At 60.6% G+C, this 15,551-nt stretch carries 13 protein-coding genes; 7 read left to right on the forward strand and 6 right to left on the reverse strand.

Translation table 11 applies throughout. The features are described from left to right. The first annotated feature begins 5 nt into the window (after positions 1-5). From HKX41_08420 to HKX41_08430, 3 genes are all read left to right on the forward strand, one after another. On the forward strand, positions 6-335 hold the full coding sequence (locus tag HKX41_08420) for a P-II family nitrogen regulator (GenBank protein NNC24179.1): 330 nt from the start codon (positions 6-8) through the stop codon (positions 333-335). A gap of 185 nt (positions 336-520) precedes the next feature. Further along, the gene (gene mnmG / locus HKX41_08425; GenBank protein NNC24180.1) at positions 521-2,434 is read left to right on the forward strand and encodes a tRNA uridine-5-carboxymethylaminomethyl(34) synthesis enzyme MnmG; all 1,914 of its coding nucleotides are present in this window, start codon (positions 521-523) and stop codon (positions 2,432-2,434) included. A gap of 54 nt (positions 2,435-2,488) precedes the next feature. Continuing rightward, the gene (locus HKX41_08430; GenBank protein ID NNC24181.1) at positions 2,489-3,928 is read left to right on the forward strand and encodes a cardiolipin synthase; all 1,440 of its coding nucleotides are present in this window, start codon (positions 2,489-2,491) and stop codon (positions 3,926-3,928) included. A gap of 58 nt (positions 3,929-3,986) precedes the next feature. On the opposite strand, the gene HKX41_08435 is transcribed toward HKX41_08430, so the two are convergent. Next, entirely contained in the window at positions 3,987-4,757 is a 771-nt protein-coding gene (locus tag HKX41_08435; protein ID NNC24182.1) for an EEP domain-containing protein, read from the reverse strand. Between the two features lie 229 nt (positions 4,758-4,986). On the opposite strand from HKX41_08435, the gene HKX41_08440 reads away from it, so the two are divergent. Further along, complete coding sequence (locus tag HKX41_08440) at positions 4,987-6,210, forward strand: hypothetical protein (GenBank protein ID NNC24183.1); 1,224 nt, start codon at positions 4,987-4,989, stop codon at positions 6,208-6,210. Between the two features lie 41 nt (positions 6,211-6,251). Here HKX41_08440 and HKX41_08445 read toward each other — a convergent pair whose 3' ends face one another. Together HKX41_08445 and HKX41_08450 are read right to left on the reverse strand one after the other, a co-directional pair. Further along, on the reverse strand, positions 6,252-6,512 hold the full coding sequence (locus HKX41_08445) for an RNA-binding protein (GenBank protein ID NNC24184.1): 261 nt from the start codon (positions 6,510-6,512) through the stop codon (positions 6,252-6,254). A 193-nt stretch (positions 6,513-6,705) separates the two neighbouring features. Then, positions 6,706-7,458: a M48 family metallopeptidase gene (locus HKX41_08450; GenBank protein NNC24185.1), complete on the reverse strand. Its 753-nt coding sequence runs from the start codon at positions 7,456-7,458 to the stop codon at positions 6,706-6,708. Positions 7,459-7,540: 82 nt separating this feature from the next. On the opposite strand from HKX41_08450, the gene uvrD reads away from it, so the two are divergent. Continuing rightward, a complete protein-coding gene (gene uvrD, locus HKX41_08455) occupies positions 7,541-9,721 on the forward strand; it encodes a DNA helicase II (protein ID NNC24186.1) in 2,181 nt (726 codons plus the stop codon). A 40-nt stretch (positions 9,722-9,761) separates the two neighbouring features. On the opposite strand, the gene HKX41_08460 is transcribed toward uvrD, so the two are convergent. Continuing rightward, positions 9,762-10,634: a LysR family transcriptional regulator gene (locus HKX41_08460; GenBank protein NNC24187.1), complete on the reverse strand. Its 873-nt coding sequence runs from the start codon at positions 10,632-10,634 to the stop codon at positions 9,762-9,764. Between the two features lie 115 nt (positions 10,635-10,749). Between HKX41_08460 and HKX41_08465 the strand changes: the two genes are divergently transcribed. Together HKX41_08465 and HKX41_08470 are read left to right on the forward strand one after the other, a co-directional pair. Then, positions 10,750-11,928: an MFS transporter gene (locus HKX41_08465; protein NNC24188.1), complete on the forward strand. Its 1,179-nt coding sequence runs from the start codon at positions 10,750-10,752 to the stop codon at positions 11,926-11,928. 119 nt (positions 11,929-12,047) lie between these two features. After that, a complete protein-coding gene (locus HKX41_08470) occupies positions 12,048-12,947 on the forward strand; it encodes a DMT family transporter (protein ID NNC24189.1) in 900 nt (299 codons plus the stop codon). Between the two features lie 30 nt (positions 12,948-12,977). Here the strand turns inward: HKX41_08470 and HKX41_08475 are convergent, their stop codons facing one another. Both HKX41_08475 and HKX41_08480 read right to left on the reverse strand, forming a co-directional pair. Then, positions 12,978-13,595, reverse strand: coding sequence for an SPOR domain-containing protein (locus tag HKX41_08475; protein NNC24190.1), 618 nt, complete (start codon positions 13,593-13,595; stop codon positions 12,978-12,980). A gap of 179 nt (positions 13,596-13,774) precedes the next feature. Beyond that, positions 13,775-15,511 (reverse strand): arginine--tRNA ligase, encoded by a 1,737-nt coding sequence (locus HKX41_08480; GenBank protein NNC24191.1) that lies wholly within the window; start codon positions 15,509-15,511, stop codon positions 13,775-13,777. Positions 15,512-15,551 lie beyond the last annotated feature (40 nt).

Consider the following 15,551-nt stretch of genomic DNA (forward strand, 5'->3'; position numbering starts at 1 on the left):
AAACCATGCAGGAAATCAAGGCTTACGTCCGCGAACACATGTTGGATCATGTCATCGACGCGCTCGCCGCTGTGCCCGAACTACCGGGCATCGCGGTGGTGCATCTGCGTGAGTTCGGGCACGCCACTGAGGACGGCCGGCTGGTCAAGATCGATATGGCTAAGCTGGAAATCGACGTGCCGGATTCACTGGCGGAATCCGTTGTCCAGACAATCGCCGAGCATGCCCGTACGGGTGACGGCCATTCCGGCGATGGCAAGGTGTTTGTTTCCGAGTTGCGGGAGGCCGTTCGCATTGCCGACGGCGCGTGTGGTGACGTGGCGGTGCGACGGTGATGGCCGTTACTGGCAGGTGGCGTTCAATTGGCCCCGTTGTCTGGGGCTGTGGTCTGGCGAGTCAAAACCGGCCGCCAAGTCGAGCGAAAAGCGACGCCATCCTTGGACTGGACCGTGAGAGATTTCAATACGACTTTTATGTAATGTCATACTGATAACTGGTCGCAAAATCGGAAATCGGCATCGTGAGCACGCAAGACGAATTCGACGTCGTCGTAGTCGGCGGTGGCCACGCGGGCACCGAAGCCGCCACCGCCTCGGCGCGCATGGGACGCCGCACACTTTTATTGACCGACAACATCGAAACCATCGGGCAGATGTCCTGTAACCCGGCGATCGGTGGTATCGGCAAGGGTCACTTGGTCAAAGAAATCGACGCGCTTGGTGGCGTCATGGGCCGCGCTGCGGATCGCGGCGGGATCCAGTTCCGGCGTTTGAATAGCCGCAAGGGGCCGGCTGTGCGCGCGACGCGCACCCAGGCCGACCGCGGTCTGTACAAGGCCGCTGTGCGTGAAATGGTCGAGAATCAGCCGAATCTGGCGCTGTTTCAGCAGTCTGTGGCTGATTTGGTTGTTGAAAACGGCCGAGTGGCCGGCGTCGAAACAACTATGGGGCTGGTATTTCGCGCGCCGCGTGTCGTGCTTACGGTCGGAACCTTTCTCGGCGGTTGTATCCACATTGGACGCAAACAATTCGGTGGTGGGCGAGCCGGTGACGCACCGTCCAACGCCTTGGCCGAGCGTCTGCGCGCACTCGATCTGCCGGTCGGCCGGTTGAAAACCGGTACGCCGCCGCGGATCGACACCAAATCGATCGACTACTCGCAGCTCGATGCGCAGCCGGGCCACGAGCCGCGCCCGGTCTTTTCGTTTGTGGGGAGTCGTGCCGATCATCCGCGGCAGGTCGATTGCTTTATCACCCATACCAACGAGCAAGCCCACGCGGTCGTGCACAAGCGGCTGGATGAATCGGCCAGCTTCAATGGCTCGGCCGATGGTGAAGGGCCGCGCTACTGCCCCTCGATCGAAGACAAAGTCGTGCGCTTCGCCGACAAGCCGAGCCACCAGATCTTTCTGGAGCCGGAAGGCCTGACTGCGGCTGAGGTTTATCCCAACGGGATTTCGACCGGCATCGGCTTCGATGGTCAGCTGGAGCTCGTGCGTTCAATCGCCGGCTTCGAGAACGCGCACATCACGCGGCCGGGCTATTCCATCGAATACGACTATTTCGACCCGCGCGCACTTGAATATACGTTGGAGACGCGTGCCATCGGCGGGCTCTATTTTGCCGGTCAGATCAACGGCACTACCGGTTATGAAGAAGCGGCGGCGCAGGGCATTCTGGCCGGTATCAACGCAGCGCGCGCGGCGACGGGCGAGTCCGCGTGGTGGCCGCTGCGACACGAGGCCTATATCGGTGTGCTCGTCGACGACTTGGTCACGCGCGGCACGATTGAGCCGTACCGTATGTTTACGTCGCGTGCCGAATATCGGCTGCGGTTGCGTGAAGATAATGCCGATGTTCGGTTGACGCCCGTCGGGCGTGAGCTGGGCCTCGTCGACGACGCGCGTTGGCAACAATTCGAGTGCAAACGTGACTCGGTGGCCGCCGAGCAGACACGACTGGCCGCGACTCGCATCAAACCTGCCGATCTTGGTTCCGACCACGGCGCCGAATGGCTTGGCAACGCGCTCGGCGAAGCCACGACGGCGGCCGATCTGCTGCGCCGACCGAACGTGTCGCACGCGGACTTGGTGTCGCTTGCCGCGGTTGGCGGTATGACACAAAACGGCCTCTCGCCCGAAGCATTCGAGGCAGCCGGCGAGCAGGTCGAGATTCAAGCGCGCTACGCCGGCTATATCGAGCGACAGGACGCCGAGATACGTCGTGCTCGTGATGCCGAGGCGGTCGCAATACCAGCGTCGATCGACTATAGCGACGTCACTGGTCTGTCCAACGAACTGGCCGAAAAACTGGCCGAGGTTCGGCCGACTACGCTTGGCCAGGCCGAGCGCATGCCCGGTATGACGCCCGCAGCGATTTCGCTTTTGCGCGTCCATCTGAAAAAATACGGCGCGAATCTGGCGGCCAGTGCATAACTGCTTTCGCTAAGCAGCTTGATGGCTGCCAAGCGACTATAGAGTCGATCACCGATGGCCGATGGGTTTTCGCTTATTCAATTTTCCATCGGCGGTGTGGCCGTTGCGGTCGTTAGTCTCTGGGCCGCCGGCCATGCACTTCTGACGCGTGACAACCCGAATAGCGCGCTTGGCTGGGTTGGCGTGTGTCTGTTGTTTCCACCGTTTGGCGCGGTGCTCTATTTCTTCTTGGGGGTCAACCGCGTCCAGGCACGCGCGCGCCGTCTCGACCGTGAATCAAGCTACGGGTTGGGCGCACATCGTCCTGGCCCCGATTCGACGATCGGCGATTATCGCTCACTGGTCGCGCCCGCCCGGTTGGGTCTGGCGGCCGCCGGTGATCGGCTCGGGCCCTGGTCGATCCAACCGGACAATCAGGTCGTACTTTTCGAGACAGGCGACGCTGCGTTCGAGGCCATGCTTGCGGCGATCGACGCCGCCGAATCGTTCGTCTATCTGACGACGTATATTTTCAAAAGCGACGAGCTGGGCAATCAGTTTATCGATGCTTTAGCCGACGCGGTTCGGCGCGGCGTCGATGTGCGCGTACTCATCGACGGTGTGGGTGCATTCTATGGGTGGCCACAGTCGCGACCCATAGCGGGGCTTCACGCCGCCAATGTGCCAGTGCGGTTGTTTCTGCCGCCGCGGCTCTGGCCCCCTGCATTTCGGCTCAACCTGCGGAATCACCGCAAGATGCTGGTAATCGACGGTAAGCGTGCGTTTACCGGGGGCATGAATATCGATAACGCGCATCGGTTTCACGGCGGCCACGGTATAAGCGATAGCCATTTCAAGCTGGTCGGGCCGGTTGTTGGCCAGATCGAGACCGTGTTTCTGGAAGACTGGGCATTCGTCACCGATCAGTGGGATCCGCCAAGTGCACCGGCGCTTGCTTCGGCCGGTACGATTGCCTGTCGCGCGTTCGAAAACGGGCCGGCGCGCGATCCCGGGCGTCTCAGCAGTTTGATTCAGTGCGCCGTTGCTAATGCCGCCGAGCGTGTCATTATCGCTAGTCCCTATTTTCTGCCGGATGCGGCCCTGATGGGGGCGCTGGAGGCGGCCGCGCTGCGTGGTGTGGATGTGCGCGTGGTATTGCCGTCGGCCAGCAATTTGGTCTATGTCGATTGGGCATCGCGCCACAGTATCGGTCCTTTGCTGAACCGTGGCGTGCAAGTCTTTCTGCGCCCGGCGCCGTTCGCGCACACCAAACTGCTGATGGTCGACTCGGATTACGCGATGGTCGGTTCACCCAATATGGATCCGCGAAGTCTGCGCCTGAATTTCGAATTTGCCGTTGAAATCTACGACGCGTCGAGCGTGTCATCCATTGACGATTATCTTGAGCGCAACCTGGCGATCAGTACGCCGTACACGCTGGCCGACCATCGTGCTCGTGGCGTGCTCGGCCGGCTCCGTGATGGCTGTTGCTGGCTGGCTTCGCCGTATCTTTAAAAACCAACGGCTGGCCAAATCACCTGTGCTTAGCTAAGGAACGCGCCCCGTAAAACAGTTACGACTGTGCGTATGCGGCCTCAGTAATCATGTCGTCGGCAAAAGCTTCGGCAGGGCACCCGATCATCTGGCAGACGGGGCGGTGATCGGATAGCCGCACGTCGAGTACACGCGCCGATCGCGTGGCCAGATTCGGCGTACAGATGATGTGGTCGAGATCGCGGCGGGGTCGCCAGCTTGGATAGCTGGCCAGTGACGGCGCGTTGGTCTGCATGCCGTGGCGCCGTAATGCCGGGTTAGCAGTGAGTACGCGTCCGCTGCAGTTAGTGTCGGCTAGAATGATGCCGTGATCGGCGCCGGCCATAAGTTCAATCAAGGCGTCGAGTTGGGTGCGGCAGCTTTTAGCGCCAAGCGCGAGATGCGCAACCGCGATGGCGAGTGTGGTGTCGCCGTTCTCGAAACGAGCGATTAGGGCGCCGCGGCCCGGAATTCGGCCGGGCAGCGTGTGTTCGCTGACCTGGGAGGGTTCGAACCGGCTAAGCAGACCGAGCCCGTGTTGCGCAAAGCGGCCGAAATTACGATTGATCCGGGTATACCAGTGCTCGAAGCCGGCGAGCTGGGCCAATCGTTGGACTTGGTTGTGTTCGCTTGTGCGCCAGCTACCGGCGTCTATTTCCTGCAAACCAACAATGTCGTGTTCGCCGAGCAGGCGCGCGATGTGGCGGATATTGGCGTGGCTGGCACGGTTGGGCGCAAGTTGGCGCCAGCCGCGACTGACGTAGTGCCGTGCTTGTGCTGTGCCGGCGCCGACCTGCACGTTATAAGTCATGCAGGATAACCAGCGTGTTGGCTCATTTTTCGGTATTGTCAAAAGCGGTATGTCCAGTCGAGAACAAAGTCTGCATCTATGCTGTTATCGGCCGAGGCTGACGTCGCCGTATCGTTGCCAGTCGATTGTCGCTCGCTCCTCACAGATCCGTATGATCGCAGTTTATTATCAGTTTGTTGGGACACTTGTCGAATCGCAGCAGCGGTTTGACGGGATTTAATCGCGCATAGTGAATTGGCGACGCCTCGTTTTCGCTTGGCTGCTGCGCATTGCACTTGTGGGCATCGCATTAGCCGCGGTTGGCTTTTGTATCTGGCAGTTTGCGTTGACGTATTACGGGCGCGGCTGGGGCCATGAGCCCGCCAGTGCGCCGTGGGTGCTTGGGCACCGCGCCCGAGAGCTGTTAACCAATGCGACGTCTACCGGCAAGCAGAAAACACTTGTTGACGGTGCCGTCCATGTTCGGACTCATGGCCAGCTCTCCGGCCCGGATTTCGTCAATCGAAGTCATACGGCACCGTCCGGCAGTATCGTCGGGCAGCCCTGGGCGTGGTGGCGCAACCGCGTCACAGCTAGCGCGGCCGGGGCGACGCGGGGGCCGAGTTTCGACGGCGAGTATGTGTCCAGGCTGCTGCGCCAGATACGTGCGCTTCCGGGCGATTATCGGGCCTACATTCTAGCGCGCTCACGCCCGCAGGGCGGGGCGGAAAACGCTTCGGCGCCTGTGGTCACCAATCGCTACGTGGCTTGGCTTGCCGAGCGTGCACCGCAGCAGCTGATGCCGGTCGCATCGATCCTGCCGGGGCGAGCCAATGCGGGACAAAACCTCGCGCACTGGGTCGAAAAGGGCGTCCAGCGAGTTCGCTGGCTGCCAGTGCGGCAGCATATCGACTTAACTAGCGCCGCGGCTCGCACTTTCTACAAGAAGTTGGCGCAAGCGGAGGTCACTTTGAAGTTGCCTGTCGGTGCGGTACGCGATCGCCATGGCACTTATCGCTGGATATCGCCCGCGGCGATCAAGCCAATGCTTGCAGCGGGCGTCGACGTTGAATTGACCCTGGCTGACGCGCGTGGCCCCAAAGGCCAAGAATTGATGCCGGCACTGTTTCATCTGCTGGCCACGTCTGATCACGCCAAGCAAATAACAATCAGTCTGGCCAATGTGTTGGCCGGCAAGCGACCACAGCAGGTTCTAAAGCCACTGTTGGCGCATCCGCAGTACTACAAGCATCTGCGTTATGCCAGCGGCTATCCACAGCCGGCGCTGGCGGGGCGGATCGATGTCGAAGCGTTAGCCGACGATGGGTTTATTGACCGGTCGCTGGTGCCGCCGCTCAAGGCGATCTACGACGTTAACCCGCTCGCGTTTGCGCTCGTCGTTATGCGCAGAGTGCATCTGCCGCACACGCGGCTGGGCTTCCCGGAATCTGTGTTTGTGCGGAAAAAATCGTGAGGCGCGCCGGCGCCGGCAGCGACGGCGCGCCGTATTAGCGTCTAGCGCCGCGGACGCTCCTCGCGCGGGCGGGCTTCATTGACGCGTAGGTCGCGGCCCATCAGGGATGTGCCGTTTAGACCTTCGATCGCCTGGTTAGCGGCCGAGTCGTCCGACATCTCCACAAAGCCGAAGCCGCGTGAACGGCCGGATTCGCGGTCCATGATGATCTTGGCCGAGTCAACCTGGCCGTATTCTTCAAAAGCCGCACGAAGGTCGGCGTCGCCGGCGCTCCATGCGATATTACCAACAAAAATATTCATCGCTAGAAAAGTCCTGATCAGTTCAGTCGTGTCACTCGTGGGCAAAAAACCGGCGGGACTCGCGAATGACACAGACCAAGACCTCGGGCGCAGCGTTCACTACGCAAACCTGAGTCTACATGAGACAACACGCGTCACAAGCCCGGTCGGTCTGTGCGCTTTCGTTTTATGCCGTCTCAGCTAGTGTTTAGCGCTACGGATGTTGGCAGTTGGGATGCCGCGGCGCGCGCCGGTAAATGGCTAACGCCTTGGTCATGTGTTTTTCTAGGTTTTGAATGCGATTTCTGTCGCTCGGGTGTGTTGATAGCAATTGCGGGGGTTTTTCTCCGCCTTGTTCCGCCATGTTGCGCCATAAATTGACGGCTTGGCGCGGATCAAAACCGGCCTTGGCCATGAGATCCAGGCCGATGCGATCGGCCTCTGCTTCCTGCGCGCGTGAAAAAGGCAGAAGAACCCCGATTTTAGCGCCAGTTCCCAGCAGCCCCATGATGGAGCGTTGGCCTATGCCGCCGGTCTGACTGCCGATGGCAGCCGACAACACCGACAGGCCGACACTGGTGGCGGCTTTTTGCGACATGCGTTCGTTAGCGTGGCCTGATTTGACATGGCCCATTTCGTGACCGAGAACTGCCGCGAGCTGGGCGTCGTTGTGGGTCACTGGCAGAATGCCCGAGTAGACACCGATATTGCCGCCCGGGATCGCGAATGCGTTGGCCTGATCGGATTTGAATACGGTCACGCGCCACTTGTGCTTGGTCACGCGGCTTAGGTTTTTGACGACGCAGCTGACGAAGCGGTTGTTGGCCTTGTTATGGTCAATCTGTTTTTGCTTCCGGAGCTTCTTATAGCTCTGGTCTCCGGCTTTGCTCATCTTCTGATCGGAGTAGAGCTTGAACTGGCTGCGGCCGGTGGGCGAATTAACGCATGCCGCAACAGCCAGCGTCATACCCAGGGCCAGCAGGCTGCGGCTAATGGTCGCAGTGGTCGAACGTGGACTCGTTAACACAAGCTTTGCGTACAATCTCGCCATGACTGAGATTTCTAGCATACTGGATTCGCTCAACGAAGCTCAGCGCGAGGCGGTCGGTGCGCCCCCGGGTCATCTGCGGGTGTTGGCTGGTGCCGGCTCTGGCAAGACGCGCGTACTGATCCACCGCATTGCCTGGCTCGTCGCTGTCGAGGGTATTTCGCCACAGTCGATTCTGGCAGTCACGTTTACCAACAAAGCCGCGGGTGAGATGCGTGGACGTTTGGAACCGATGCTGGATATACCGGTCGATGCGCTCTGGGTCGGCACGTTTCACGCGATCGCCCATCGCATGCTGCGCTTGCACTATCGCGAGGCAGGGCTGGCGCAAAATTTTCAGATTATCGACGCTGACGATCAGCAGCGGCTGGTTCGACGTGTGCTGCGTAATCTGGAAATGGACGACAAGCAATGGCCGCCGCGCCAAATGCAGTCTTTTATCAATAGCTGCAAGGAAGAAGCCCAGCGTCCGCGTAATCTCGGTGACTCTGGCGATTATGCCCGGGAGCAGATGATCCGCGTGTATAAAGCCTACGAGTCGGCGCGTGAATCTGCTGGGTTGGTCGACTTTCCGGAGCTGTTGCTACGAGCTTACGAGACCTGTCGGGACAACGCCGATCTGCTGGCCCACTACCAGCGACGGTTTGGCCATCTATTGGTCGACGAATTCCAGGACACGAATGCGCTGCAGTATGCCTGGGTACGGCTGCTGGCCGGTGATACCGGGCGCGTGTTTATCGTTGGCGACGACGATCAGTCGATTTACGCCTGGCGCGGTGCACGCGTCGACAACATCCTGCGCTTCGAGTCGGATTTTACCGATACACACACTGTGCGCCTGGAACAGAACTATCGTTCGACCGGCACCATTCTCGGCGCGGCTAACGGTTTGATTCGCCACAACGGCTCACGGCTCGGCAAAGAGCTCTGGACCGATGGCCACGACGGCGATCTGATCGATGTTTATGCGGCATTCAACGAATACGACGAAGCCGGCCACGTGGTTACCCGGATTCAGGAGTGGCTGGCCGATGGCGGCGCGCGCGCCGATTGCGCGGTGCTGTATCGCTCGAACGCCCAGTCGCGCGTGCTCGAAGAGCGGCTCATCGCCGCCGAATTGCCGTATCGGATCTACGGTGGCCAGAAATTCTTCGAGCGGGCCGAGATCAAGGACGCATTGGCCTATATGCGGCTGATCCAATCCCGAGCCGACGATGCGGCGTTCGAGCGCGTGGTTAACACCCCGACCCGTGGTATCGGCGCGTCGACGCTGGATCGCATTCGCAGCCACGCGCGGGCCGGCGCACAGAATTTCTGGCAGGCGGCCGGTGATCTGGCTGAAAACGGCTTGGCCGCGCGCGCGGCTAAATCGGTCAACGCTTTTATCGCGACCATCGACGCACTAGCCACGGAAAGTGCCGAGATGGCGCTACACGAGGCGATTGAGCACGTTATCGACAAGACCGGGCTGAAAGCGCATCACGGCAAAGGTGGCGACGAAAAAGCCGAAGCCCGTAAGGACAATCTGGATGAGTTGATCAGCGCCGCACGCGGTTTCGCGCCGGATGACGACGAGACCATGGACGAGGCCCAGCAATTTCTGGCTTATGCTTCGCTCGAAGCTGGTGAGAACCAAGCCGGTGCCTGGGATGACTCGGTTCAACTCATGACACTGCATTCGGCGAAGGGGCTAGAGTTTCCGCGGGTGTTTCTGGTCGGCATGGAAGAAGGTCTGTTCCCGCACCAGCGCTCGGCGGACAATCCCGATGGTCTCGAGGAAGAGCGCCGATTGTGCTATGTCGGCATGACCCGTGCCCGACAGCGTCTGACGCTATCGCACGCGGAGATGCGCCGGTTGCACGGCCAGGAAAATCTCTCGCCGCCGTCGCGGTTTTTGCGCGAAATTCCGCCCGATTATCTCAATGAAGTGCGGCCGCAGACCGGTGGTGTCCGGCAACCGGTGTATCGGCCGGGTGCCAAGGCGCGTGCTGCCGAATCGGCTAGCGAGGCCGGTGGCAATGGATTGTCGCTTGGTCAGCGGGTGCGTCACCAGAAATTCGGTGAAGGCACGGTGCTGACTTTCGAGGGCGACGGCGCGCGAGCCCGGATCCAGGTGAATTTCGACGACGTTGGCAGTAAGTGGCTGATCGCCGGTTTTGCCAAGCTCGAACCGATAGCGTGACGCACCAACCGACGCGCCACGGTTAGCTGAATCTCGAAGGCTAGGTGGTGCCCGGTGCGACCTCAGTCGTAATCAGTTCATCGAGGCACGCAACGGCCTTGCTGGTACGCCCCGGGCTGCGATGAACCGCGATATCGACCTTGGGCAATTCCGGTAGATTGCATGCTGCGGGATCGAGTATGGCCATATGCTTATCGACCATGCTGGGAATCGCCAGCGTGATTGCCAGCCCGACGCCGACCGGCGACGACAAGGCCGCGAAAGTCTGGCTCTCATAGGCTGCGCGCCAAGCGCGGCCGGCTGCGTCCAGGCGTGCGGTGGCCGCGGAGCGGAATTCGCAATAGCCTTTAGGGTACATGGCGAGTGGCAACGTCTCGTACTGATGCGCGGCACCGCCTGGCGCGCCTACCCAGACCAGCGGTTCCCGTCGGAGCCGCGAGCCGCCGGGCGAGTTGGTTTGACGCGTGACGATCGCGAGATCGAGTTCACCCGCGCGTACGCGTTCGACCAGTACGGCGCTTAGTTCAGTGCGGACCTCGAGCTGGGCGCGTGGATAAAGTTCGGCGAAGCGGGCCAGGGGGCGGGGCAGATAAGTCGTGAAATCGGCTGGTATGCCGAGCCGGACACGGCCTCCGACGTCGCGTGCTGACAGTTTGGCTTGCAGTTCCGCGTTTTGCCGCAGCATCTCGCGCGCGGTGCCTACAGCTTCGACGCCAGCCGGTGTCAATTCGATGCGACGCGAAGTGCGGGTCAAAAGCGGCGTGCCCAGTTGAGTCTCCAAGCGTCGCAACTGCATGCTGACTGCCGATTGCGAATAGTTCAAACGTGCCGCGGCCGTGGTCACGCTATCGCAGTCGACGACCGTGACCAGTGACTGCAGGGCAGCAAGGTCGAGTGTTTGATTACGCATCATGAGTGATGGTTGACCATCAACACTGTTGATGTAAACAGCCAAAGTGCAAAACGCCGGTTATGTGCAATGACCGTTCCAACTCTGTTATGTGCCACGTAGACTCCGCCCCATGACGATGACCCGTACCCAACAAGACCGCATTCGGTTTGTGCTGACTCTGATTGTTCTCTGGCTCGCGGGGTTATACCTGCGGCTGCCGATTCTCATCGTGCCGCCACTCGAGCCGTTGATTAGCAATACCCTCGATTTGGGCGCAGTAGCCACGGGCGCGTTGACAACAATGCCGATGCTAATGCTTTCGGTCGGTGCTATTGCCGGTTCGAGCGCGGTCGGACGCCTGGGTGCGCGAACCGCTGTCGTGCTCGGGTTGACACTGATCGCACTGGCGTCTGCGGCGCGCGGACTGGCGCCACCGATCACGGTTTTGTTCGTCGCCACACTGGCTGTCGGTCTGGGGGTCGCGATGATGCAGCCGGCTCTCGCTGCACTTGCCAATGCACTGACGCCGGCACGCGTTGCGTTGGCGGTTGGGATCTACATGAATGGTATGTATGCCGGCGAATTTGCTAGCGCCGGATTAACCCGTATGACCCTGCTGCCCTTGCTTGGTAACGATTGGCGGCTGGTGCTTTTATGTGTTTCGGCGCCGGCCATACTGATTGCGGCAGCGGTTGCTTTTTTGCGTGCGCCTGGCTCTGCCGGTGTTACGGAAACAGCGCCACAGCGCCCTCCTCTCTGGCCGGATTGGCGCAATCCTGTGATGTGGCAACTTGGATTTTTATTAAGCGCCACGTCGGTTCTGTTTGTCGGCACCAACGCGTACATGGCCAAGATCGTCGGCTCATCCGATAGCGAGCTCGCCGCGGCGTTGTTCTGGTTCAACTTGAGTCAGGTGGTGGTCTCGCTGGTTATGCTGTCGGTCGCGAATCGTTTAGTCATGCGACGCGGGCCGCTCATTGCAACGATGCTGGCGAGTTTGGCCGGTGCCTTGGTTTTTGTCTTCGCCGGCGGTGGCATTGGTCTGGTTGCGGCCTTCGTGCTTGGCATGGCTACGGCTTTACAACTGACACTCGTGGTCATGGCCGCGCCGTATCTGGCCCCGGTTGGTGAAACCGGCAGGATGTCCGCTGGCATATTCACGATCGGCTACAGCCTGGCGTTCTTTATCCCGTTGATCGGTGGTGGGGTGGCCGAATGGACCGGCGTCTCGTGGACTGCCATGTTGCCGATGATCGGCTATGCGATGGCGGTGCTGCCGATCGCGTTTACGATTCGGCTACGTCGCCCGGGTTGAGTTATCCGGCGTCCGGTAGATCAATCAATAATATTGATAATAAAGGCAAAACGTTTTATTTGAGTCATTGGTAAACGGCAGCACACTAGTCGCATATCCAGTTGTTTCGGAGATGCGACGTGCGTGTCGAAAAAGTCGGTTCGATTGTGGCGTCCGGCCGTTTGCGTTTGGTGGTTCTGGCGGGATCGGTCGTGTTTCTCTGGGGGATTTCGTCCTTGCTGCGCGAAATCGCCGCGCGTATACCAGCGTTGGAATTGACCGCCATTGCACTGGCTGCGGCTGCCTGTTGTAGCGCCTGTTTCCGGCCGACCGATCGAAAACGCGCCATTGTTAGTCACCGCTGGTACGCATGGCTGATTGTGCCGCTGGGTTTGGTCGGCGGTGCCGCATTCTATTTTGCCGGGCTCGAATACGCACCGCCGGAACAGGTCGTGGTCATCACTTACACTTGGCCGCTTTTGTTTGCACTAGCCAGCGATCTCCTCGCGCGGCGTCGGCCGGCGCCGGCCACCCTGGTTGGGCTGTTTCTCGGACTCGCTGGGGTCGCGGTTATGCACGGTGTGGATGAAGCGCCCGCGGCTAGCGATTGGCTCGGTTATTTATTCGGGTTGGCGGCGGGCGTTTGCTGGGTGGTTTATTCGGTTTTCGTGCAGCGCTACAGCAAACCGTTGGGGGGCGCCTATCCAGCATTTCTGGCCGTCGGTGCGCTGGTGGCAATCGTCGGACAAGCGTTGACCTCCGGTCTCGTTTGGCCGAGTGCGGCCACCGCAATCACGGCCGCCATCGTGCTGGGTGTCGGGCCGTATGGTCTTGGTTTTCTGGCCTGGAGCTACGTCATTCGCAATGGCAATCCACGGATCGTTCCGGTATTGCCGTATGCGGTGCCAGTCGTTGCGGCTGTGGCGCTGGTCCTGTGTGGGCAGACAGCACCCACGCCGCAATTGGCGCTCGGCTGTGGAATGGTGTTCGTGGCTTGCGCGTCTGCCGCGTTGGCGGGCCAGCGGGCGATCGGCACGTAGCCGTGTGGCGCCTATGTGGCTGTTCGAGCCTCAGAGGTTTCGAACCACTAGGTTGATGTTCTTGGCACGCAGTTTCGAGCGAAGCTTGTCCAGACGTTGGCGCGACTTGATCGGCTTGCTTTGAACGCGGTAGAGGGTTTTGCCCGAGGTTAATGTTTGTTTCGAGAGCTTGGCATCGACCCCGAGCAGTGTGATTCGAGCAACGCGCTGCTGCGCCGCTGAGCGATCTGAAAACGCGCCGACCTGAATTCGCCACGGACCGTTGGCGTCGCTGTTCGTGCTGGTGTGGCTGGTCGAGCTAGCACTGGATTGCCGGGTCGTGGATGATTGCTTGGTTGGCTGGCCGGTGCTTGCGCGCGAGTTTTGGGTTGTGCCGGCTTGGCTGGCCGGTGCCCCCGAAGCCTGATCGATCGTGGCGTGATAGTTCGGCAACATCCGGTAAAACCCGAAGCGCGGTTTACCGTTGCCCTTTTTGTCTTTGGCCGAAGCACTAGCCTTGTCGTTACGCGTGTCCTGTCCGCTGGATTGGACGGCTTGGCTGGTTGTCTCGCTTTGGCGTGGTGCACCATTTGGATTTGATGTGCCTGCGTTGGTCCCGCCACCGGGCTGCACGATGATATACGCGATGGCCGCCACGGCTGTCGCCAATGCCAGGCCGCTTAAAAACCAGACCCAAGGCGGCGCGGTTCGGGGTTGTTTGCGTGCGCGCTTTTTCTTGTTGGGACGCGGCTGTTGAGTGCGTTTAGTGGTCGATTGGCGGCGCCTCTGATAGGAAGACGACCGGTTACTGCGCCTGCCGCGATTGGTGGTGCGTCTGGAACCTGCCATTACATCCGCTCCGGTGCGCTCACACCGATGAGTTTGAGGCCGTTGGCCAGTACCTGACGCGCCGCGTAGACCAGGGCCAGGCGGGCGTGGCAAGTCGGCAGGTCATCGACCAGAAAACCAACGGCGTTATAGTAGCTGTGAAAGGCATCAGCGACTTCTCGAAGATACGACACGATGGCATGTGGCTCGGCGTCGACGGCTGCGGCTGCCACAACTTCGCCGTAACGGTCGAGGATGCGGATCAATCGGTGCTCGGCGTCGTGTTCCAGCGTTGCTAGATCGGCGAGCTCTCGATCGAAGCCGGTGCCCCGTGCGTCGGCTTGCTCGGCAACGCGGCAGATCCGGGCGTGGGCATATTGCAGATAATAGACCGGATTGTCGTTGGTTTTCGAGGTCGCCAGCGATAGGTCGAAGTCTAGATGTTGTTCGTTGGCTCGGAGCACGTAAAACAGACGCGCGGCGTCGACGCCGACCTCGTCGCAAAGTTCGGCCAGGGTGACGTACTGGCCGGCCCGCGTAGACATCGACAGGCGCTCGCGGCCGCGATAGAGGTTCGCGAATTGCACCAGCCAGACGTCGAGGCGGTCAGGGTCACCGGACAGGGCGGCGACCGCAGCGCGAACGCGGGCGACGTAGCCGTGGTGGTCAGCACCGAGGATGTCGACCAGCCGATCGAAACCGCGGTCGAGTTTGTTCATGTGGTAGGCGATATCGGCCGCGAAATAGGTCAGCCGACCGTCACTTCGCTCCACGACGCGGTCTTTGTCGTCGCCGTAGCGCGTGGCAGCGAACCAGCGCGCGTTATCGGCGGTGTAGAGAACACCGCGTTCGTCCAGCCGATTGATCGCACGGGCGACCGCGCCGTCATCGACCACGCTTGACTCGAAAAACCAGCGGTCGAAATCAACGCCAAAGCGGGTCAAATCACGCTTGATTCCGGCGAGCTGTTGGTCGAGGATGCGCCGACGAATCTCTTCGAACGCGACATCGCCGATGTGGCCGCGAATGGCATTAATCAGACCGTCGATGTGGGTATCGGCGTCATCCTCATCCGAGGTGCCGGCGCTCGCGGCCAGCTCGGCGTATGGCACCGCTAGTTCGCGACCCCGCTCGGCGTGGATTTGTTCACCGGCCGCGTTGACATAGTCGCCCTGGTAGGCTGCATTCGGTAGTGTCAGCGTTTCGCCGGCGTGTTGTAGATAACGCAGATAGGTGGAAGCCGCCAGTATCGCCATCTGGCGACCGGCATCGTTAACGTAGTATTCGCGTTTGACGTCAAAACCTGCCGCCGAGAGAAGACGTGCGACGCAGTCGCCGTAGGCAGCGCCACGGCCATGGCCGACGTGCAGTGGGCCGGTCGGATTCGCGGAGACGAACTCGACCAGCACCGATTGGCCAGCGCCGACGTTCGAACAGCCGTAGTCAGCACCGGCGTCTAGCACCGTATCGACTGTGGCTCGGAATGTGTCCGCTGACGGGAAGAAGTTGAGAAAGCCCGGCCCGGCGATTTCGACGCGATTGATTGCCGGATCATCGGCCAGTTCGGCGTGGATGGCCGTGGCGATGTCGCGTGGCTTGGCGCCTACGCTGGACGCTAGGCGCATGGCGGCGTTGCTTGCGAACTCGCCGTGGGCGGGATTCTTTGTACGTTCCACGAACGCCAGGTCATTGGCGTCCGCCTCCGGAAACGCGCGATTGATGGCAGCGGCCAGAAGACCGCGAACGGTGTCTTTCAAAAATGTCGATTGTGTCGCCGGGGTAGCGCGTAAGTTTAAC

Origin of the sequence: Salifodinibacter halophilus (assembly GCA_012999515.1) — a bacterium.
GTDB classification, from domain to species: domain Bacteria; phylum Pseudomonadota; class Gammaproteobacteria; order Nevskiales; family Salinisphaeraceae; genus Salifodinibacter; species Salifodinibacter halophilus.